Genomic DNA, 20746 nt, shown 5'->3' with positions numbered 1-20746 from the left:
AGAAAATCGGTTTACTTTTGGCGCGTGAGCACACGCGCCAGGATGTTGAGGCCGAGCACCGCCACGGTGATCAGGAACACAGCTGCCCAGGCGAGCTGCTGCCAGTTCTCGTAGGGGCTCATGGCGAACTTGAAGATGGTCACGGGCAGGCTGGCCATGGGCTTGGACAGGTCGCCGTTCCAGAACTGGTTGTTCAGCGCCGTGAACAAGAGCGGCGCCGTCTCGCCCGCGATGCGCGCCACGGCCAGCAGCACGCCGGTGATGACGCCGGTGCGCGCCGCGCGCAGCGTAACCAGGCTGATGACCTTCCACTTCGGCGTGCCCAGCGCATAGGCCGCTTCGCGCAGGCTGGCGGGCACCAGCAGCAGCATGTTCTCGGTCGTGCGGATGACCACCGGCACCACGATCAGCGCCAGCGCCAGCACGCCGGCCCAGCCCGAGAAGCTCTTGAAGTACGCCACCACCACCGTGTAGACGAACAGGCCGATGACGATGGAAGGCGCCGACAGCAGGATGTCGTTGACGAAGCGCGTGGCGGGCGCCAGCCAGCCCTGCTTGCCGTATTCGGCCAGATAGATGCCGGCCAGGATGCCCACCGGCGTGCCGACGAAGGTGGCCAGCAGCACCATCATGAACGAGCCGAACAGCGCGTTCGCCAGGCCGCCCGCCTCGTTCGGCGGCGGCGTCATCTCGGTGAACAGGGTCAGCGACAGGCCGCCCAGGCCCAGGCGCAGCGTCTCCCACAGGATCCACACCAGCCAGAACACGCCGAAGGCCATGGCCGCGAGCGACAGGGTGAGCGCGATCTGGTTGATGCGCTTGCGCGTGGCGTAGCGCGCCCGGCGCGCCTGCGCCAGCTCGGCGGCGTTGATCAGTTTCTGCGAGGTACTTGTGCTCATGCTCATGCGCGCGCTCCTTCGCCCTTTTGCAGGCGGTTCAACAGCAGCTTGGACAGCGCCAGCACCACGAAGGTGATGAAGAACAGCACCAGCCCGAGGTAGATCAGCGACGCCTGGTGCAGCCCCTCGCCCGCCTCGGCGAACTCGTTGGCCAGCGCCGAGGTGATGCTGTTGGCGGCTTCGAAGACCGACAGGGAGTTGAGCTGGTTCATGTTGCCGATGACGAAGGTGACGGCCATGGTCTCGCCCAGGGCGCGGCCCAGGCCGAGCATGACGCCGCCGAGCACGCCCGTCTTGGTGTAGGGCAGCACCACTTTCCAGACCACCTCCCAGGTGGTGGAGCCGAGGCCGTAGGCCGACTCCTTGAGCAGCGCAGGGGTGACCTCGAACACGTCGCGCATCACCGCGGCGATGAACGGAATGATCATGATCGCCAGGATGATGCCCGCCGAAAGGATGCCGATGCCCACCGGGGGGCCCGACACCAGCGCGCCCAGGTAGGGTACGCCCTTGAACAGCGCCTGCAGCGGCTGCTGCACCCAGGTGGCGAGCAGCGGGCCGAACACCATCAGCCCCCACATGCCGTAGACGATGGAGGGCACGGCGGCCAGCAGCTCGATGGCCGTGCCCAGCGGGCGCTTGAGCCAGGCGGGCGACAGCTCGGTGAGGAACAGCGCGATGCCGAAGCTCACCGGCACGGCGATCAGCAGCGCGATGGCCGACGTGGCCAGCGTGCCGTAGATCATCACCAGGCCGCCGTATTCGTTTTGCACCGGGTCCCACACGCTGCGCGCGAGAAAGCCCAGGCCGTATTGCGTGATGGAGGGCCATGCCCCCACCACCAGCGAAAGCAGGATGCCCAGCAGCGTGGCCAGCGTCAGCAGCGCAGCGCCGCAGGCCAGCCAGGCGAACAGGCGATCCGCCATGCTGCCGGACAGCAGCGGCGGACGCCCGGGAGGAAGGGTCTGGCCAGCGCCGGAGAGCCGCTGTGGCTGCGGCTGTGGCACCGAGGGAACGGACAGCGTCGTGGACACAGGTGAACCTTTGTTGTCTTGCATGGTGCATCGGCGGGTGCGATGTGCGCACCCGCCGCATGCGGATTATTTCAGCGGCACCCGGAACCCCGGGAGCCTTCTTGCGAGCGGGGAGCGCACCCCACCCCTTGCTTCACATGGCGCTGCGCAGGAAACTGGCGCTGCCCAGGCCAGGGCAGCCTTGCCGTGGCCGCCCCGCCGCGCTGGCTGCGTCCCCCTCCCACGCGCAGCGTGAGAGAGGGGGAAGGCGCCGAAGGCGGCTCAGGGGGTGCTTTACTTCACTGCGATGGGCTTGCCGGCCGCGTCCTTGATCTCGCCCCAGGACTTGACGATCACGCTCTTGACGCTGTCGGGCATGGGCACGTAGTCCAGGTCCGAGGCGGTCTTGTCGCCGGTCTGGTAGGCCCACTCGAAGAACTTGAGCGAGGTGGCGGCCTGCTGCGGCTTGTCCTGGCTCTTGTGCATCAGGATGAAGGTGGCGCCAGTGATGGGCCAGGAGGCCTTGCCGGGCTGGTTCGTCAGGATCTGGTAGAAGCTCTTGCTCCAGTCCGCGCCCGCCGCAGCGGACTTGAAGGCAGCGTCATCGGGGGCCACAAAGGCGCCGTCGGCGTTCTGCATCTGCACGTAGGTCAGCTTGTTCTGCTTGACGTAGGCGTACTCCACATAGCCGATCGAGTTGGCCAGGCGGCCCACGAAGGCGGCGACGCCCTCGTTGCCCTTGCCGCCGGCGCCCGTGGGCCAGTTCACCGCCGTGCCCTCGCCCACCTTGGACTTCCACTCGGCGTTCACCTTCGAGAGGTAGTTGGTGAAGATGAAGCTGGTGCCCGAGCCGTCGGCGCGGCGCACCGGAGCGATGGCCGCCTCGGGCAGCTTCACGCCGGGGTTCAGCGCCACGATGGCGGGGTCGTTCCAGTGCGTGACCTTGCCCAGGTAGATGTCGCCCAGCACCTGGCCGCTGAGCTTGAGCTGGCCGGCCGCGATGCCCTGGATGTTGACCACCGGCACCACGCCGCCGATCACGGTGGGGAACTGCACCAGGCCCTTCTTGGCCAGGTCCTCGTCCTTGAGCGGCGCGTCGGAAGCGCCGAAGTCCACCGTCTTGGCCTCGATCTGGCGCAGGCCCGCGCCCGAACCCACGGACTGGTAGTTGATCTTCACGCCGGTGGCCTTGTGGTAGTCGGCGGCCCACTTGGCGTACAGCGGCGCCGGGAAGCTGGCGCCAGCGCCGGTGGCTTCCTGTTGTGCCATTGCATGGGGCAGCGCCATTGCCGACAGCGCGCCGGCCACCAGGATGCGGATCAGGGACAGTTTCATGACAAACCTCTGCGGTTGTGGAAGGAATGACCGCGACTGTAGAGACGCTTTGTGACAGTCATGTGACGCCGTTTTTTTGTCACGAAATTGCAAAAAGCGCCACAGGGCGACAGCAGACCCCGCGGCGTCATCAAACCTTCATCCCCCCTGGCTACGCTGCCGCACGTTGCGAATGAGAGAAAAGCCATGCCTTTTGAAGACCGCGAGGAACTGGTGCGCCGTATCGAGAACGACTTGCTCGACGGCCTCGACGAAGAACTGGAACTGGAAATAGAAGACCGCACGCACGCGCTGGCGCTGCCGGAGGACGGCGGCGCGCACGCGCATGAAAGCCATGCGCAGCGCGTGGCGTACTTCAAGGAGCTGTTCCGGCTGCAGGGCGAGCTGGTCAAGCTGCAGGACTGGGTGGCCTCGACCCGGCAGAAGGCCGTCATCATCTTCGAGGGCCGCGACGCGGCGGGCAAGGGCGGCGTCATCAAGCGCATCACCCAGCGCCTGAACCCGCGCGTGTGCCGCGTGGTGGCGCTGCCCGCGCCCAACGACCGCGAACGCACGCAGTGGTACTTCCAGCGCTATGCGGCGCACCTGCCGGCGGCGGGCGAAATGGTGCTGTTCGACCGCAGCTGGTACAACCGCGCCGGCGTGGAGCGCGTCATGGGCTTTTGCACGGACGCGGAGTACGAGGAATTCTTCCGCTCGGCGCCGGAGTTCGAGCGCATGCTGGTGCGCTCGGGCATCAAGCTCATCAAGTACTGGTTTTCCATCACCGACGACGAGCAGCACCTGCGCTTCCTGGGCCGCATCCACGACCCGCTCAAGCAGTGGAAGCTCAGCCCCATGGACCTGGAGTCGCGCCGCCGCTGGGAGGACTACACCCGCGTCAAGGAGGCGATGCTGGAGCAGACGCACATCCCCGAGGCCCCCTGGTGGGTCGTGCCCGCCGACAACAAGAAACAGGCGCGGCTGAACTGCATCAGCCACCTGCTGACGCAGTTTCCCTACGCCGAGGTGGAGCGCCCGGAAGTGCTGCTGCCCGCGCGCGTGCGCAACGCCGACTACATCCGCCACCCGGTGCCGCAGGACATGATTGTCCCGCAGGTGTATGGGGGTACATCCCCCTGAGCCGCTGCGCGGCTTCCCCCTTCTCTCTACGCGCTGCGCGCTACGGGAAGGGGGACGACGCCAGCGCGGCGGGGCGGCCCTTGCGCGGCGTCTGCTGGCATGGGCCGCGCCAGTTTCATGGGGCGCTGGCGCCATAAGCGCTGCCCCTTTTTTTGGAGATCACCATGCTGCCACCCTCCCCCCTGCACCGCCGCCGCTGGCTGCAGCTGTGCGCCGCCGCCGGCCTGGCGCCGCACGCCGGTGCCTTTGCGCAAGCCAGCGCCAAGGACGCCGAGCGCCCGGTGGTGGTGGCGCAGCTGGCCGACATGTCGCCCGGCCAGCAGGACGTGAGCCGCGACTTCCTCATCGGCTCGCGCGCTGCATGGCAGGACCTGAACGCGCGCGGCGGCGTGCAGGGGCGCCCGGTGCAGCACCTGGCCATCGAGGTGCAGGGCACCGGCCCGGCGCTGCAGGCCGCATGGCGCGGCGTCGCGGGCAACCCGGCATGCATCGCGCTGTCGGGCTGCGTGGGCGATGGCGCCGCGGGCGCGCTGGCCGCCCTGCAGGAACAGGCCCCGCCGGCCCAGCCGCTGGCACACGCCGCGCCCTGGATGCACAGCCAGGAGGGCGTGAACGCCAGCGACCTGGTCTTCGGCATCTTTCCCGACTACCAAATCCAGATTGCCCATGCGCTCAAGACCCTGGCCTCCATGGGCGTGCAGGAGCTGGGCGTGGTCTACGCCACGGCCGCCGTGCGCCAGCAATCGCAGGCCCGGGTGCGGCAGGCCGCCCAGACGCTGCAGCTGCGCATGCAGGACCTGCCCCTGCCCGGCAGCAGCGCGCAGGCCGACCGGCAGCTGGCCACCCCGGCGCAGCCCATCGTGCTGTTCGTGGGCGGCACGCCGGAGCTGCACGGCTTCATGCGCCGGCTCACCCTGCAGCCCGGCCGCCAGTGCTTCGTCGTGGCCCTGGCCGACGTGAACCTGCAGGTGCTGGCGCAGATGGGCGCGGCCGCGCGCAACGTCTCGGTCATCGCCACGCAGTCCGTCCCCCTGGTGACGGCCAGCCTGCCCATCGTGCGCGCCTACCGCGACGCCCTGGCCCGGCTGTACGACGAACCGCCCTCGCCCCAGGGGCTGGCGGGCTTCATCGCCGCGCGCTACACCGCCGAAGTGCTGCAGAGCGTGAATGGGCCGCTGACGCGCGCCTCGGCGCTCGCCGCCTTCCGCCGCCGCCAGGACCTGAACCTGGGCGGCTTCACCGTCGCCTTCGACGGCCGCAAACGCACCCATGCGTATGTGACGCAAAGCATGCTGACCGCCGACGGGCGGATCGTGGGTTGAGCCGCCCTCCGGGCGGCCGCGCCGGCTTCGCCGGCAACGCGCAGCGCGCGCCTTCCCGGTGCTATGCTGCGCCGCAATTTCACCAGCGCACTCCTCAGCGCCCCAGGCGCACCACCATGCAAGACGGAACACTGCTCGCCGCTGTAGACCTCGGGTCCAACAGCTTTCGCCTCGAAATCGGCCGCTTCGAACATGGCCACATCCAACGTGTCGAATACCTCAAGGAAACCGTGCGCCAAGGCGGCGGACTGGACGAGGAACGCAACCTGAGCCTGGACGCCATGCAGCGCGGCTGGGACTGCCTGGCGCGCTTCGCCGAGCGCCTGGCCGGCTTCGAGCGCACCCACGTGCGCGCCGTGGCCACCCAGACCCTGCGCGAGGCGCACAACCGCGAGACCTTCATCGAGCGCGGCAACGCCATCCTCGGCTACCCCATCGACGTGGTCTCGGGCCCCGAGGAGGCGCGCCTGATCTACCAGGGCGTATCGCGCCTGCTGCCGCAGTCGGACGAATGGCGCCTGGTGGTGGACATCGGCGGACGCTCCACCGAACTCATCCTGGGCCAGCGCTACCAGGCCCATGCCGTGACCTCGCTGCGCATGGGCAGCGTGGCCTGGTCCACGCGCTACTTCGCCGACGGCAGCTTCACCCCCGCCGCCTTCGAGGCCGCCGAAACCGCCGCCAAGGCGATGCTGGACGAGACCTTGCAGGTGTTCCAGCCCAGCGCCTGGGACGTGGCTTACGGCTCCTCGGGCACCATCGGCGCGGTGGGCGAGATCCTCGCCATGGCGGGCTACCCGCCGGGCGAGATCACACGCGAGGCGCTCGATTGGCTGCTGGCCAAGCTGCTGCGCGCCGGCCATGCCAGCCGCGTGCGCCTGGACGGGCTGAAGGAAGACCGGCGCCCGGTGATCGGCGGCGGCCTGAGCGTGCTGCGTGCCGTGTTCAGCCTGCTGGGCATCGAGCGCATGCAGGTGGCGCAAGGCGCGCTGCGGCAGGGTGCGCTGTACGACCTGCTCAGCCGCGAGTGGCCCGAGACCGATTTGCGCACCAGCACCGTGGCCGGCCTGATGCAGCGCTTTGCCGTGGACATCCCGCATGCCCAGCGCGTGGCGCAGGTGGCCGGCACCCTGTTCGGCCAGGCGGCCGCGCAGGGCAGCGAGCGCGCCGCGCGCAAGCTCGACTGGGCCGCGCGCCTGCACGAAATCGGCTGCCGCATCGCCCACAGCGGCTACCACCGGCATGGCGCCTACATCCTGGACAACACCGACGCCGCCGGCTTCGCCCAGCCCGAGCTGCACCACCTGGGCCTGCTGCTGCGCGCCCACCGGGGCAAGCTGCGCAAGCTGGAGCTCGACTGGAGCGACGCCCAGTTCACGCTGCAACTGGCCTGCCTGCGCCTGGCCGTGGCCCTGTGCCACGCGCGGCGCGACCCGGACATGGACGGCATCCGCCTGGAGCGCAAGGGCGCGCGCTTCGTGCTGTGCAGCCGCCCGGGCTGGGCGGCGCTGTACCCCCAGTCGGCCCACCTGCTGCGCGAGGAAAGCCAGGACTGGCTGCGCACGCCGTGGGAGCTGGTGCTGGAGTTGGGTTGATTTTTTAGAGGAAAATCGGCCTCCAGCCCTTGGCCAGCAAGCGCAAGCAGCTATCTTTTTTGAAATAGGGTTTACCGCCCCCCGGACTCGACCACCGCCACGCGCCGCCGCAGCGCGGCGGCCTCCTCCACGTTCCCCGCCTGCTCGGCGCGCTGCGCGCGCGCCAGCAGCCAGGCCAGCAGCGGCCGGCGCCAGCCCTGGGCGGAGGCGGTGTCGGCGGCCAGCGCCATCACCGCCGGGCTGGCGCGCCCGGCCTGCAGCAGGGCGCCCGCTGCCACCAGGCGGGCCAGCGGGTCGGCCATGGCCGCCAGCGCTGACGGCACGGTAGCGGGGTCGCCCGTGGCGGCAAGCGCCTGGCGGTGCGCCTCGGGCAGCAGGGCCGCGTCCTGCGCGCTGGCGCGGCCCGCCAGGTAGGCGGCGTAGGCGCGCTCGGGCGCGGGTGCGTCGGCACGCAGGGCCTCGAAGCGCTCGCACACCGGGGGCTGCAGGGCCAGGCTGGCCACCTGGGCGGCGCAGTCCATCAGCGCCAGGCGCGCGAGCAGGTCCGGGCGCCCGGTGCGCGCCACCTCGGCGCGGGCGCGCGTCCATTCGGCCTGGGCCACGCGGTCCTCGCCCGCCAGGTAGGCGGCGGTGGCGCGCTGCGCGGCGCCCTGGGCGCTGCCTTGCCAGTCGGGCACGGGCGGACGGCTGGCGCAGGCTGCCAGCGCCGCGCACAGCAGCAGGGGGAGCAAGGGGGCGCGCTGGGTCATGGCAGGGTCAGCTCCAGGTCCTTGGGGTCGCGGGCGAAGGGCCAGGTGCGGTTCACCTGGTTCAGCAGCGCGTCGATCTTGCGCAGGTTGGCCTCGACCTCGGCGCGCAGCGCGCCCAGGTCGGTGCTGGCGGCGCGCACGTTGGCACCCACGGCCTGGGCCTCGGCCAGCACGGCATCGGCCTTGCGCAGGCTGGCGCGCGTGTCCTGCAGCAGGCCGCCCAGTTGCGCCACGGCCGCCTGCGCCTCGGGCAGCAGGCCCTGCGCGCCGAACACCTGGGTGTCGGCCTTGGCGGCCATGCCGTCCAGGCGCGCCAGCAGCGCGTTGGTGCGCTCCAGCGTGGCCAGCACCTTGCGCGCGTCGCGCTCGTTGCCCATGAGCAGGCCCAGCGCCCCGCCGGGGCCCTGCAGGCGTTCGGTGAGCGCCTGGGCATTGGCGGCGGTGGCGGCCAGGGCCGAGTCCTGCGCGGTGAGCGCGCGCAGGTTGCCCAGCAGCTCGCGCGCCGTGGCCATGATCTGGGGGATCTCGGCCGTGGCATCGCCGCGCAGCACCGGGCGCATGGCGCCATCGGGCAGCAGCGGGTCGTCGAGGATGCCGCTGTAGGCCTTGATGGCGGTGCCGCCCACCAGGCCGCGCACCAGCGTGAACACGCTCGATGTGCGCAGCCAGTGCGCGTCGCGCTGCGCCACGTCCACGGTGATGTGCACGTTGCCGTCGGGCGCCAGGCCGATATGGCGCACGCGGCCGATGGGAAAGCCCGAGAACGTCATGTCCATGCCCACGGCCACGCCTTCGGAGTCGTCGGCCACCAGCACCAGCTGCTGCGTGGGCTCGAACACGCCGCGCGCGTGCAGCAGGTACAGGGCCGAGCCGGCGATCAGCGCCAGCGTGAACAGCAGCAGCGCGGCGGCCTTGGCGCGCAGGTGCGCCACGGGCCGCTGGATGCCTTCGAGGCCGTCGGTAGAAGGGTCGGTCATCCGTAGTAGTTCCCCATGAGCGAGACGAGTTCGATCAGCAGCAGCAGCGCGAACATGCGCGCGAGCCCCCCCAGCTCCGTCATGCCCGGCCCCGGGTGCAGGGCCGAGGCGGTGGGAATGAGCGCTACGGCCAGGCTGGAAAACAGCGTCTTGAGCACGAACACCAGCGTGAACGCGGGCGTGAAGACCTGGCCGAACATGCGCGTGTAGCCGGGCAGCCCGGCCAGGCTGCTGCCGTACACGCCCAGGTAGGCCATGGCCAGCGCCACCACGCACGACAGCGCCGCCAGCGTGATGCCCGCGTAGGCCCCGGCCAGCACGCGCGGCAGCAGCTCCATGCGCACCGGGTCGGCACCCTGGCGGCGCAGCCGGTCCAGGTGGCCGGCGGCGCGCAGCCGCGCCAGCTCCAGCCCCTGGGGGATGCTGCAGCGCAGCGCCACGAACAGCGCGGCGGTGAGCGGTATCAGCTCCAGCACCAGCACGCGCACCACCATCTCCAGCGCGTAGCGCGACAGGCCGTAGCTCTGCGCCGTGACGACGACGATGCGCGTGATCGACAGGCTGACCAGCGCCGCCAGCGCCGTGAAGCCCGGCAGCACCGGCAGCGTGGCGCGCACCATGTGGTGCGCCAGGCGCGTGCGCGCCGCGCCACGGTAGGTGGAGGGCGAGAGCAGCAGCACCAGCACCACCGCGCCCAGGTAGACGATGCGCGCCCAGCCCAGCGCGCGGCGCTGCGCCAGGCGCCACAGGCGGGCGGGGCCGTCCTCCAGGGTTTGCAGGGTGTTCATGCGGCCATCATAGTTCAGGGTGAAAAATGCCTCCAGGGCAATGCTGTCAAGCGCTGGAAGCTATCAAATCAGTAGTCGCACCGGTGGCTACACATGCCGGTGCGCGGGCGCATTGCGCTGCGGCGCCCAGTCTTGCGCCTCGGCGCGCGCGTGCAGCGCGTCGATCACCTGGCACTGCGCCTGCACGCCATCGCAGCGGCTGCGCAGCAGGCACAGCTCCTGCTCCAGCACACGCAGTTCGTCCAGGCGCGTGCGCACGTGCGCCAGGTGCTCGTCCAGCGTGGCGCAGGCCACGTGGCCGTCGGCCAGGCAGGTGCCGTCGAGCGCCAGCAGCGTGCGCACTTCGTCCAGCGACATGTCCATGGCGCGGCACAGGCGGATGAAGCGCAGCCGGTGCAGGTCGGCCTCGCCGTAGAAGCGGTAGCTGTTGTCGCTGCGGCCCTGCGGGGCCAGCAGGCCCTCCTTCTCGTAATAGCGGATATTGGCCGCCGAAACGCCCGAGCGCCTGGCGGCCTCGCCGATGCGGCAGTGCAGCGTGTCTGACATGGCTTGACCTTGAAGTAACTTTCAGCTTTCCAATGATGGCATGAACCAAGCGAAGCCCTCCTCCCATCTCGCCCATGACCATGGTCATGACCACGGCAGCCACGCGCAGGGCGCGGCGGCGCCGGCCGCAAGCGCCTGCAGCCCTGCGCCGGGTGCCGGCGCCTGCTGCGGCTGCAGCAGCGACCCGCACGACCACGGCGCCCTGCCCGGCTGGCCGCGCATCGCCGCGGCCCTGCTGTTCGCCGCTGGCGCCGAAGCCGCGCACTGGGCGCAGCACGAGGTGCCGGGCATGCTGCTGGCCGTGGCCGCCATCGCCCTGGCCGGCCTGGGCGTGTACCGCTCGGGCCTGAAGGACCTGGCGCGGCTGCGCCTGGGCATCCACGCGCTGATGGCCGTGGCCGTGACCGGCGCCTTCCTGATCGGCCAGTGGCCCGAGGCGGCCATGGTGATGGCGCTGTACGTGGCGGCCGAGCGCATCGAGGACGGCGCCATGGAGCGCGCGCGCCACGCCATCCGCAGCCTGCTCGACCTGGCACCCGAGACCGCCGAGGTGCTGCAGCCCGACGGCAGCACAGCGCGCCAGAACGCCGCCCAGGTACCGCTGGGCGCCACGCTGCGCATCGCCCCGGGCGCGCGCGTGCCGCTGGACGGCACCGTCACGCGCGGCGAGAGCGCCGTGAACCAGGCCCCCATCACGGGCGAGAGCCAGCTCGCCGACAAGACCCCCGGCGACGCGCTGTACGCCGGCAGCGTGAACCAGCACGGCGAGCTGTTCATGCAGGTCACGGCCCCGGCCAGCGGCACGCTGCTGGCGCGCATCGTGCATGCGGTGGAGCAGGCCCAGGCCTCGCGCGCGCCCACGCAGCGCTTCGTGGACCGCTTCGCCGCCGTCTACACGCCCATCGTCTTCGTGCTGGCGGTGCTGCTGGCGCTGCTGGCGCCCGCCGTGCTGGGCTGGAGCTGGGCCCAGGCGGCCTACCAGGCGCTGGCGCTGCTGGTGATTGCCTGCCCGTGCGCGCTGGTGATCTCCACCCCCGTCACCGTGGTCAGCGCGCTCACGGCGGCGGCGCGGCGCGGCGTGCTCATCAAGGGCGGCAGCGCGCTCGAGGCGGCGCGCGGCCTGCGCGTCATCGCCCTGGACAAGACCGGCACGCTGACCACCGGCAACCCCACCCTGGTGGACTGGCAAGCCCTGGACAGCACGGCGCCCGCGCAGGCCGCCACCCTGGCCTGGCAGCTCGCCAGCCGCTCGGACCACCCGGTCTCGCGCGCCATTGCCAGCGGGCTGGCCGCCGAAGCCCCGCCCGCCAACACGGTGCAAGACCTGCGCGCCCTGCCCGGCCGGGGCGTGGAAGGGCACGTGGACGGCCAGCGCCACGTGCTGGGCAACCTGCGCCTGGTGCGCGAGATGCAGCTGCTCACCCCCGCGCTGGAAGCCGCGCTGCGGGCGCACGAGCAGCAGGGCCGCACCGTCACCCTGCTGGCCAGCGACAGCGCCGTGCTGGCCCTGTTCGCCGTGGCCGACCCGCTGCGCGCGCACGCCGGCGAAGCCGTGGCGCAATTGCAGGCCCTGGGCGTGCGGCCCGTGGTGCTGAGCGGCGACAACGCCGCCACCGTGGCCGCCGTGGCGGCCGAGGCCGGCATCGCCGACGCGCGCGGCAGCCTGCTGCCGCAGGACAAGCTCGACGCCCTGGCCGCGCTGCAGCGCGAGCACGGCCCCACCGGCATGACGGGCGACGGCATCAACGACGCTCCGGCGCTGGCGCGCGCCGACGTGGGCTTTGCCATGGGCGGCGCGCACAGCACCGGCATGGCCATGGAAACCGCCGCCGTGGTGCTGATGAACGACGACCTGCGCCGCATCCCCGGCACGGTGCGCCTGTCGCGCCACGCGCATGCCGTGCTGTGGCAAAACATCGCGCTGGCACTGGGCGTCAAGGCCGTGTTCTTCGCCCTGGCGCTCACGGGCCAGGCCAGCATGTGGATGGCCGTGGCGGCCGACATGGGCGTGAGCCTGCTGGTGGTGGCCAACGGCATGCGGCTGCGCTGGTGGAAAGGGATCTGAAAGAAGGACATGAAACCTGCGCAAAACACCATATCCCGCATCTTCCATGCAATATGAAAGCCGTATTGCGCAGATAAATTGACGCAACGCGCGGCGCGGTGGTGTAATCCGCGCCGATTCCGCCCCCCCCGCGCCATGACCAGCACCACCGCCCAGTCCGCCACGTTCCCCGCCGCCCAGCCCCACTCCCGCACCGAGGACGCGGTGGCCATCCTCACCGGCGTGACCCTGGTGTCGGTGGGCGTGGCCTTCATCGCCAGCGCGGGGCTGCTGACGGGCGGCATGACCGGACTGGCCTTCGTGCTGCACTACGCCACGGGAATCGGCTTCGGCAAGCTGTTCTTCGTGCTCAACCTGCCCTTCTACTGGCTGGCGCTGCGCAAGCTGGGCACGGGCTTCACGCTCAAGACCTTCACGGCGGTGGCGCTGCTGTCAGCGCTGGTCGGGCTGCAAAGCCAGTTCCTGCAGATCAGCCAGCTGCACCCAGCGTATGCCGCCATCACCGGCGGACTCATCATGGGCATCGGCTTTCTGGTGCTGTTCCGCCACCGCTGCAGCCTGGGCGGCGTGGGCATCCTGGCGCTGTACCTGCAGGACCGCTACGGCTGGCGCGCCGGCAAGGTGCAGATGGCGGTGGACTGCTGCATCGTGCTGGCGGCGCTGGTCACGGTGGAGCCGCAGCGCGTGCTGTGGTCGGTGGCCGGTGCCGTGGCGCTGAACCTGGTGCTGGCCATGAACCACCGCCCTGGCCGCTACATGGCGGCATGAAGTGAAACACCCCCTGAGTCGCCTTCGGCGCCTTCCCCCTCTCTCTACGCGCTTCGCGCTAAGGGAGGGGGACGCAGCCAGCGCAGCGGGGCGGCCCTTGCGCGGCTGCCCACGCTTGGGCCGCGCCGGTTTCGTGCGCAGCGCCATGGAAAACTGACTTGGCACCGCGGGAACTTCGCGCCACGCTGCCGCCTCTGCCCTGACATGCCCCGCGGTCTGCTCGTTCTCCTCATGGCACTGCTGCTGGCCCTGCGCGGCCTGCTGGGCAGCGCCATGGCCATGGAGAGCGCGCCGCCGCCCGCGCCCGTGCCGCACGCCGCCAGCGTGGACGGGCACGCGCACTGCCACGACGCCAGCACGCCCCAGGACGACAGCGCCGCCACGCCCTGCGCGGCCTGCGACATCTGCCACACGGCGCTGTTCCTGCCCGGCCTGGCGGCACAGGCCGGCCCCGTGGCCGCCGCGCCGCCGCGCGCCTGGCCCGGCGCGGCCTTCGCCAGCGCGCCGCAGGCGCTCGCTCTCAAGCCGCCCATCGCCTGAGCCGCGCGCTCCACAGGCCTCCTTCCGTACCATGCAGCCCGCCCGCGGCGGTGGCCGCATGCCGTCAGACTTTTCGTATTCCTTTCATGAAAACTATCAAATTCATAGCTGCCAGCGCTTTGCTGGCAAGCGCTGGCGCCGTCTTTTCCCATGAAGGCGCGACCCACCCGGACGCCCATGCCCACCACGGCAACGCAGCAGCCACGGCCCCGGCGGAGCAAACGCCCTTCGGCATCGCGGGCGACGCGCGCAAGGTGCAGCGCACCATCACGCTGCGCATGGGGGACGACATGCGCTTTGCGCCCAGCCACCTCACCGTGAAGCAGGGCGAAACCCTGCGGCTGCGCGTGCAGAACCAGGGCCAGGTGATGCACGAGATCGTGCTGGGCACGCCCGGCTCGCTGTCCGAGCACGCCCAGATGATGCAGCAGCACCCCGGCATGGCCCACGATGCCCCGCACATGGCGCACGTGGCGCCGGGGCAGAAAGGCGAGCTGGTGTGGCAGTTCAACCGGGCTGGCGAATTCGACTTTGCCTGCCTGGTGGCCGGGCACTTCGAGGCCGGCATGAAGGGCACCATCACCGTCAAGCCGTGAAAGGAACATCCATGACCGCCATGCACGCCCCCCTGCGCCGCCGCCAGTGGCTGGCCGCCGCCTGCGCCGCGCTGGCCGCGCCGCAGCTCTGGGCCGCGCGCCCGGACACCGCCGTCGAGGTCTGGAAAGACCCGCAATGCGGCTGCTGCGCCGACTGGATCGCGCACATGCAGGCCGAAGGCTTTCGCGTGACCGTGCACGAGAGCGGCAACGCTGCCGTGCGCGCGCGCCTGGGCCTGCCCGAACGCCTCGGGTCATGCCACACCGCGCTCGCCGGCGGCTACCTGATCGAAGGCCACGTGCCGGCCGCCGACGTGAAGAAGCTGCTGGCCGAAAAGCCCAAGGCCCTGGGCCTGGCCGTGCCCGGCATGCCCGTGGGCAGCCCCGGCATGGATGGCCCGGCCTACAACGGCCGCAAAGACCCGTACGACGTGCTGCTGGTGACCAGGAACCTGTTGAACAGCGACGTGTCCACGCGCGTCTTCACGAGTTATCGGTGACACCCCCCTGAGCGGCTGCGCCGCGTCCCCCCGCTCTCGCCACGCTGCGCGTGGCGGGCAGGGGGACGCAGCCCCCGCTGCGGGGCGGCCCTTGGCTTGCTGCCCGCGCCTGGGCCGTGCCGGTTGCGTAGGCCGCTGGCTGCGCACCCATAATCGGCGCCATGAACCACACCCGCCTGCAAGGCGCGCAAGGCGCCATCACCGACGTGGCCGGCATCGAAGTCGGCCACTACACCGAAACCCGCCGCCCCACGGGCTGCAGCGTGGTCATCGCGCGCGAAGGCGCCGTGGGCGGCGTGGACGTGCGCGGCGCCGCCCCCGGCACGCGCGAGACCGAGCTGCTGCACCCATCCAACTTCGTCGAGCGCGTGCATGCCGTCGTGCTTTCGGGCGGCAGCGCCTGGGGGCTGGACGCCGCCAGCGGCGCCGCGCGCTGGCTGGAGGAGCAAGGCGTGGGCTTCGACATCGGCGTGGGCCGCCTGCCGCTGGTGCCGGCCGCCGTGCTGTTCGACCTGCACGTGGGCGACGCGCGCGTGCGCCCCGACGCCGCGGCGGGCTACGCCGCCTGCGCCGCCGCCACGCGCACGCACCCGGCCGAGGGCAGCGTGGGCGCGGGCACGGGCGCCACGGTGGGCAAGCTGTTCGGCATGCAGTACGCGATGAAGAGCGGCATCGGCACCGCCTCGGTACGCGTGGACGGCATCACCGTGGGCGCGCTCGTCGCCTGCAACGCCGTGGGCGACGTGGTGGACCCGGACACCGGCCGCCCGCTGGCCGGCGCGCGCACCGAAGACGGCGCGCAGCTGCGCGACATGCGCCGCGCCCTGCTGCGCGGCGAGCTGCCCGGCGCGCTGCTGGGCGGCAGCAACACCACCATCGGCATCATCGCCACCGACGCCGTGCTGACCAAGCCGCAGGCGCAGCGCCTGGCCGTGGTGGGGCACGACGGGCTGGCGCGCGCCATCAACCCGGTGCACACGCAGATGGACGGCGACACGCTGTTCGCCCTGGCCACCGGCGCCGCCGGGCGCACGCCCGACCTGGTGGTGCTGGCCACCATGGCCGCCGAGGCCGTGGCCCGCGCCACCGTGCGCGCGGCGCTGGCGGCGCGCAGCATCACCACGGCCGAAGGGTTGCACCTGCCCGGGTGCGCGGGCTAGGCGCGTTGCAAAAACCATAGCTGCCAACGCTTGCCCTGCAAGGGCTGGCGCCTGATTTCATGGAATCTGCTCCACCGCCGCGCTGGCGGGCGGGCGCTGCGGCGCGGTGGCCTTGCGCACGTCCCCCGGCCCCGCCAGCCACCAGGCCAGCGCCGCCAGCAGCACCAGGCCGCCCAGCGCGGGGCGCGAATGCGCGGTGGCCCGCGCCCGCTGCGCGCCGGGCGTGAAACGCCCACGCCGGTCGGCCCAGGCACGGGCCACTGCCTGCCCGGCCGCCTCGGCGGCCTCGGCCCCGTGCAGCGCCGGGGTGATGCGCTGCAGCACGCCAGCAGCATCGCGCGCGTGCACTGCGTGGTAGCGCTGCCGCGCCGCGCCGCTGCCGGTGGCGAACAGCAGCTTGTGCACCAGGGCCTGGCTGGCATCCCCGGGTAGCAGCAGCACACGCGACCACAGCCACGAGCGGTGCCACACGCGCAGGCCATCGTCGCGCACCTGCAGCGTCCAGCGCCGGGTGGCCGCGTGCAGCGCGAACAGCGGCAGCGCCAGCAGCGCCGCCCGGCCCCAGAAGCCGCGCGGCGGCACCAGCCCGGTGGCCTGGATGCGGCCGTTGGTCCACCACTCGGCCGCGAGCAGGGCCAGCGCCAGCACCGCCACCCAGCGCCAAGCGGCCTGGTCGAACTCCAGCGCCCATGCGCCGGGGCTTTCGGCCACGCGCACGCCGGGAGGCAGGCGCACCACGCCACTATCCAGAGGAACGACGGGCGCCTCCGCCTTCCAATCGACGCGCGCGTCGAAGCGGTCAGTGCCCGTCCAGGGCGGGGCCACGGCCTGCACCGGCAGGTCGTAGGCCAGCTCCAGCGTGCCGTCGGCGCGCACCAGCTCCAGCCGCCAGTCCACGCGCTCGCCGCTGCGCTGGCCGCCATGGGCCGGCGCGTCGCCGGGCAGCGTGAAGCGTGCGGTCAGACGCATGCCGCCATCGGCGGCGGGCTGCTGGTGCGTGCCGGCGTCCAGCACCTCCACCTGGCGCTCGGGCGAGCCGGAGCTGGCTTCGTCCACCCGGTACTGCGCCACCCGCAGCCGCAGGCCGTGCGCACCGGCCTGCTGCACGGCGCGCGCGGGCAAGTGCAGCGTGGCCTGCACCGGCTGCCCCGGGCAGGGCTGCGGCGGCTGCGCAGACATCGCCAGCCCCTGGTAGCGCCAGGCCTTGCGGCTCTGGTGCAAAGCGGCATAGGCCAGCCCCACGCCGACCGCCACGAAGATGCCGATGAACCCCTTGGCCCACGGCGGGGTGTTCCGGTCCGTCCACATCAGCGCAGCCATGGGGAAGGCCACGCCGCACCAGAACAGGGTGAAGAACCACAGCAGCCACCGCCCCTTGGCCAGCGAGTGGCGCGGCGGCGCATCGACCGCAGGCGCGCGCGGGCCGAGCAGCGTCCAGCCGAACACCCACGCCGCCGCCAAGCCCACGCCGCTGAACACCAGCGCGAACGGAATACGGAAAATCTGCAGGCGCCAGCGGATGTCCGGATCGATCAGCGCCTGCGCTGGCACCCTGGGGTTCACCCAGACGGTGATAGGCGTGCCCTGCTGCTGCGCCTGCTGCAGGGTGCGGTGCCAGCGCTGCTGCCAGTCGCCCAGGTTGTCGGCCTTGGCATGCGGGTCCAGCCCGACGCGCTGGCCTTCGTAGGCATGCCCGGCCACTGTGTAGCGGTAGCGCGCCTGCACCTGGTAGGTGGCGCCGCCTTCGCTGCTGGCGTGCCGCTGCAACTGCACGTCGAGCACCTGGGCGGGCACCGGCTGCCAGCCGCGCACCGTCCATGCGGCGTGCAAGGTGTCGGCCAGGGGCTTGAGCCCGGCCCAATAGCCGGTCAGGCCGAAGGCGATGGCGAAAACAGCGCTGAACACCAGCAACGCCACGCGCCCCAGCCACGGGTTTCCTGCTGCCATGCTGCGCACCCTCCTGCTCTTGTTGTTCTGCGCGCCAGCATAGTGACGAAATCATGACAAATGCGTGACAGCCATCCGCCAGCACCGCGCTCGCCGCGCCATGCGGCGAAGTCGATGTGCTGGCGATGGTCTGCAGCGGGTCTCCCGCTTCGTCGATCTTGCGCTTGCGCGCGGCCTCGGCGAACAGGTCAAACTTCAGGGCACTGCAAGGGCTGATCATGCGGGGGATGTGACGAGAACGTGTGACTCAGGGGAACCTCTCAAAACCTCTCCGATCCCTTGTTGATCGAGAACGCCTGCCCCCTCCTTTGCCATGATCACACCCCGCAGCGCGCTGAAGTTTGACCTGTTCGCCGAGGCCTCGCGCCAGCACAAGAGGGACGAGGTGGGCGATCCGCTGCAGGTGATCGCGCGGCACATCGACTTCGGAGCCCTGGCCGAGCTGGTGGATGCCTTGATCGAGCGCGGCGATGGCCGCAAGGGCGGGCGGCCCGCCTACCCCACCGAAGTGATGGTGCGCATCCTGGTCTTGAAGCGGCTGTACAACCTGTCCGATGAGCAGATGGAGTACCAGTTGCTGGATCGGGCGAGCTACCAGCGCTTTTGCCTGCTGCAGGATGCGATGAACGTGCCGGACCGCAACACGATCTGGCGCTTCGGCGCGCGAGGCCCTGGCCGAAGGCAGAACGCCCGATTGGAGTGAGGCCGAGCGTCGGCAAAGGGATGTGGATGCCACACACACGAAAAAGCACGGCAAAAGCTACTTCGGCTACAAGCTCAGCGTGAGCGTGGATCTCAAGCACGGCTTCATCCGCCGCATCGCCACGGGCACGGCCAGCGAGCACGACGGACACCACTTCGACGAGGTGCTGGACATGCACAACACCGGGCGCAGCGTGCACACGGACAAGGCCTACGCGAGCCGGCAGCGCCGGCAGATGCTGCAAGTGCTGGGCTTCGTGGACGCGATGCAGCGCCGGGCCCAGCCGGGCCAGCCCCTGAGCGAGTGCCAGAAGCGGCGCAACCAGCGCATTGCCAGCAAGCGTGCCCGGGTCGAACATACGTTTGCCGGCATCCGGCACATGGGCGGCAAGTTCGTGCGCACGATCGGGCAGGCGCGCGCCACGGTGGCGATGACGATGATGGCTGCCTGCTACAACATGAAGCGCCTGGCCTCGTTCCTGCATCGGGGAGTGGATGCGTTCTTCAAGCCCCAACCCGGCACCTGCAAGGCACAGGTGCGTCCGCACACAGCGAAAGCATGAGCCGCTGGGGCCGCCAGGCCCCGGGGGCACGGGGCTCGGCCCCTTGAGCAAGCGCTACCGCGCACTCAAGGCTCGGGAATATGCGCGGATGGCTTTGATGTTCTGCCTGGATCAGGGGTTATGAGAGGGAACCTCTCAAAACCCAACCGCTCTCTTCCTGACCCGAGAAGCCTGACCCGCCCCTTGCCATGATCACACCCCGCAGCGCGCTGAAGTTCGACCTGTTCGCCGAGGCCTCGCGCCAGCACAAGAGGGACGAGGTGGGCGATCCGCTGCAGGTGATCGCGCGGCACATCGACTTCGGAGCCCTGGCCGGGCTGGTGGATGCCTTGATCGAGCGTGGCGATGGCCGCCGGGGTGGCCGGCCGGCCTATCCCACCGAGGTGATGGTGCGCATCCTGGTCTTGAAGCGGCTGTACAACCTGTCCGATGAGCAGATGGAGTACCAGTTGCTGGATCGGGCGAGCTACCAGCGCTTTTGCCTGCTGCAGGATGCGATGAACGTGCCGGACCGCAACACGATCTGGCGCTTCGGCGAGCGGCTGGGCGTGGATGGGGCCACGGTGCTGTTCCAGGGAGTGGATGCGCAACTGCACCGCCATGGCTACATGGCCCGGGGCGGACAAGCCATCGATGCGACGCTGGTGCCCGCGCCGCGCCAGCGCCTGGACAGGCCGGAGCGCGAGGCCCTGGCCGAAGGCAGAACGCCCGATTGGAGTGAGGCCGAGCGCCGGCAAAGGGATGTGGATGCCACACACACGAAAAAGCACGGCAAGAGCTACTTCGGCCACAAGCTCAGCGTGAGCGTGGACCTCAAGCACGGCTTCATCCGCCGCATCGCCACGGGCACGGCCAGCGAGCACGACGGACACCACTTCGATGAGGTGCTGGACATGCACAACACCGGGCGGGCAGTGCATGCGGACAAGGCCTACCCGAGCCGCCAAAGGCGCCAGATGCTGAAAGTGCTGGGATTCGTGGATGCGATGCAGCGCAGGGCCCAGCCGGGCCAGCCCCTGAGCGAGTGCCAGAAGCGGCGCAACCAGCGCATTGCCAGCAAGCGTGCCCGGGTCGAACATGCGTTTGCCGGCATCCGGCACATGGGCGGCAAGTTCGTGCGCACGATCGGGCAGGCGCGCGCCACGGTGGCGATGACGATGATGGCTGCCTGCTACAACATGAAGCGCCTGGCGTCGTTCCTGCATCGGGGAGTGGATGCGTTCTTCAAGCCCCAACCCGGCACCTGCAAGGCACAGGTGCGTCCGCACACAGCGAAAGCCTGAGCCATCGGGGCTGCAAGGCCCTTCAATGCACGAGGTGCAGACCGCCGTAAGGCCTCATCGCGCATTCAAAACGGCTGGCGTCCAATCGTGCCTATTCGGATCCGTCAATCATGGGGTTGTGAGAGGTTCCCGAGAGGCTCCCCTTGGACTTCCAGTCCCGCCATTTCACGTCACCTCGCTACAACACCGCCCGCAGCGTACCGCCTGCGCCTTGTCGTGCGGCGGGTGTGAAGTCAAGTTCCATGCAAAACGACGAAGAGCCCGCGGTCAGCGGCC

Annotated in this window: 18 protein-coding genes and 1 pseudogene; 11 read left to right on the top strand and 8 right to left on the bottom strand. The window is 70.7% G+C overall.

The features are described from left to right. Positions 1–11 precede the first annotated feature (11 nt). The 3 genes from pstA to pstS form a co-directional block, all read right to left on the bottom strand. Positions 12–899, bottom strand: coding sequence for a phosphate ABC transporter permease PstA (gene pstA / locus YS110_22310; protein ID UJB67568.1), 888 nt, complete (start codon positions 897–899; stop codon positions 12–14). Between the two features lie 2 nt (positions 900–901). Next, positions 902–1825, bottom strand: a complete 924-nt coding sequence (pstC, locus tag YS110_22305) for a phosphate ABC transporter permease subunit PstC (protein UJB67569.1) — start codon at positions 1823–1825, stop codon at positions 902–904. A gap of 381 nt (positions 1826–2206) precedes the next feature. Continuing rightward, positions 2207–3247, bottom strand: coding sequence for a phosphate ABC transporter substrate-binding protein PstS (gene pstS / locus YS110_22300; GenBank protein ID UJB67291.1), 1041 nt, complete (start codon positions 3245–3247; stop codon positions 2207–2209). A gap of 186 nt (positions 3248–3433) precedes the next feature. Here pstS and ppk2 point away from each other — a divergent pair, with 186 nt between their 5' ends. The 3 genes from ppk2 to YS110_22285 all read left to right on the top strand — a co-directional run bounded on the left by ppk2 (position 3434) and on the right by YS110_22285 (position 7286). Then, a complete protein-coding gene (ppk2, locus tag YS110_22295) occupies positions 3434–4369 on the top strand; it encodes a polyphosphate kinase 2 (protein ID UJB67290.1) in 936 nt (311 codons plus the stop codon). A 164-nt stretch (positions 4370–4533) separates the two neighbouring features. Further along, positions 4534–5691, top strand: coding sequence for an ABC transporter substrate-binding protein (locus tag YS110_22290; GenBank protein UJB67289.1), 1158 nt, complete (start codon positions 4534–4536; stop codon positions 5689–5691). Positions 5692–5807: 116 nt separating this feature from the next. Next, positions 5808–7286 (top strand): Ppx/GppA family phosphatase, encoded by a 1479-nt coding sequence (locus YS110_22285; GenBank protein UJB67288.1) that lies wholly within the window; start codon positions 5808–5810, stop codon positions 7284–7286. A 71-nt stretch (positions 7287–7357) separates the two neighbouring features. Here YS110_22285 and YS110_22280 read toward each other — a convergent pair whose 3' ends face one another. The 4 genes from YS110_22280 to YS110_22265 form a co-directional block, all read right to left on the bottom strand. Then, positions 7358–8035 (bottom strand): hypothetical protein, encoded by a 678-nt coding sequence (locus tag YS110_22280; protein UJB67287.1) that lies wholly within the window; start codon positions 8033–8035, stop codon positions 7358–7360. After that, the gene (locus tag YS110_22275; GenBank protein ID UJB67286.1) at positions 8032–9012 is read right to left on the bottom strand and encodes an MCE family protein; all 981 of its coding nucleotides are present in this window, start codon (positions 9010–9012) and stop codon (positions 8032–8034) included. Before YS110_22275 ends, YS110_22280 begins: the two co-directional genes overlap by 4 nt. Continuing rightward, positions 9009–9800: an ABC transporter permease gene (locus YS110_22270; protein ID UJB67285.1), complete on the bottom strand. Its 792-nt coding sequence runs from the start codon at positions 9798–9800 to the stop codon at positions 9009–9011. Before YS110_22270 ends, YS110_22275 begins: the two co-directional genes overlap by 4 nt. 87 nt (positions 9801–9887) lie before the next feature. Next, the gene (locus YS110_22265) at positions 9888–10346 is read right to left on the bottom strand and encodes a MerR family transcriptional regulator (GenBank protein UJB67284.1); all 459 of its coding nucleotides are present in this window, start codon (positions 10344–10346) and stop codon (positions 9888–9890) included. Positions 10347–10386: 40 nt separating this feature from the next. Between YS110_22265 and cadA the strand changes: the two genes are divergently transcribed. From cadA to YS110_22235, 6 genes are all read left to right on the top strand, one after another. Continuing rightward, positions 10387–12411: a cadmium-translocating P-type ATPase gene (gene cadA / locus YS110_22260; protein ID UJB67283.1), complete on the top strand. Its 2025-nt coding sequence runs from the start codon at positions 10387–10389 to the stop codon at positions 12409–12411. 135 nt (positions 12412–12546) lie between these two features. Further along, complete coding sequence (locus YS110_22255; GenBank protein UJB67282.1) at positions 12547–13179, top strand: YitT family protein; 633 nt, start codon at positions 12547–12549, stop codon at positions 13177–13179. 204 nt (positions 13180–13383) lie between these two features. Beyond that, positions 13384–13719, top strand: a complete 336-nt coding sequence (locus tag YS110_22250) for a hypothetical protein (protein ID UJB67281.1) — start codon at positions 13384–13386, stop codon at positions 13717–13719. 86 nt (positions 13720–13805) lie between these two features. After that, positions 13806–14315, top strand: coding sequence for a cupredoxin family protein (locus tag YS110_22245; GenBank protein UJB67280.1), 510 nt, complete (start codon positions 13806–13808; stop codon positions 14313–14315). A 20-nt stretch (positions 14316–14335) separates the two neighbouring features. After that, a complete protein-coding gene (locus tag YS110_22240; protein UJB67567.1) occupies positions 14336–14815 on the top strand; it encodes a DUF411 domain-containing protein in 480 nt (159 codons plus the stop codon). Positions 14816–14976: 161 nt separating this feature from the next. Beyond that, positions 14977–15975: a P1 family peptidase gene (locus tag YS110_22235; protein ID UJB67279.1), complete on the top strand. Its 999-nt coding sequence runs from the start codon at positions 14977–14979 to the stop codon at positions 15973–15975. A 57-nt stretch (positions 15976–16032) separates the two neighbouring features. Here the strand turns inward: YS110_22235 and YS110_22230 are convergent, their stop codons facing one another. Then, on the bottom strand, positions 16033–17922 hold the full coding sequence (locus tag YS110_22230; protein ID UJB67278.1) for a DUF3592 domain-containing protein: 1890 nt from the start codon (positions 17920–17922) through the stop codon (positions 16033–16035). Between the two features lie 316 nt (positions 17923–18238). On the opposite strand from YS110_22230, the pseudogene YS110_22225 reads away from it, so the two are divergent. Both YS110_22225 and YS110_22220 read left to right on the top strand, forming a co-directional pair. Further along, positions 18239–19187 (top strand): annotated as a pseudogene (locus YS110_22225) (transposase). Positions 19188–19378: 191 nt separating this feature from the next. After that, positions 19379–20470: an IS5 family transposase gene (locus YS110_22220; protein UJB67566.1), complete on the top strand. Its 1092-nt coding sequence runs from the start codon at positions 19379–19381 to the stop codon at positions 20468–20470. The last annotated feature ends 276 nt before the right edge of the window (positions 20471–20746 follow it).

The organism is Acidovorax sp. YS12 (assembly GCA_021496925.1).
Classification (GTDB): Bacteria; Pseudomonadota; Gammaproteobacteria; order Burkholderiales; family Burkholderiaceae_C; genus Paenacidovorax.
The sequence above is the reverse complement of the archived record's forward strand: the minus strand, read 5'-3'. Positions and strand labels throughout refer to the sequence as shown.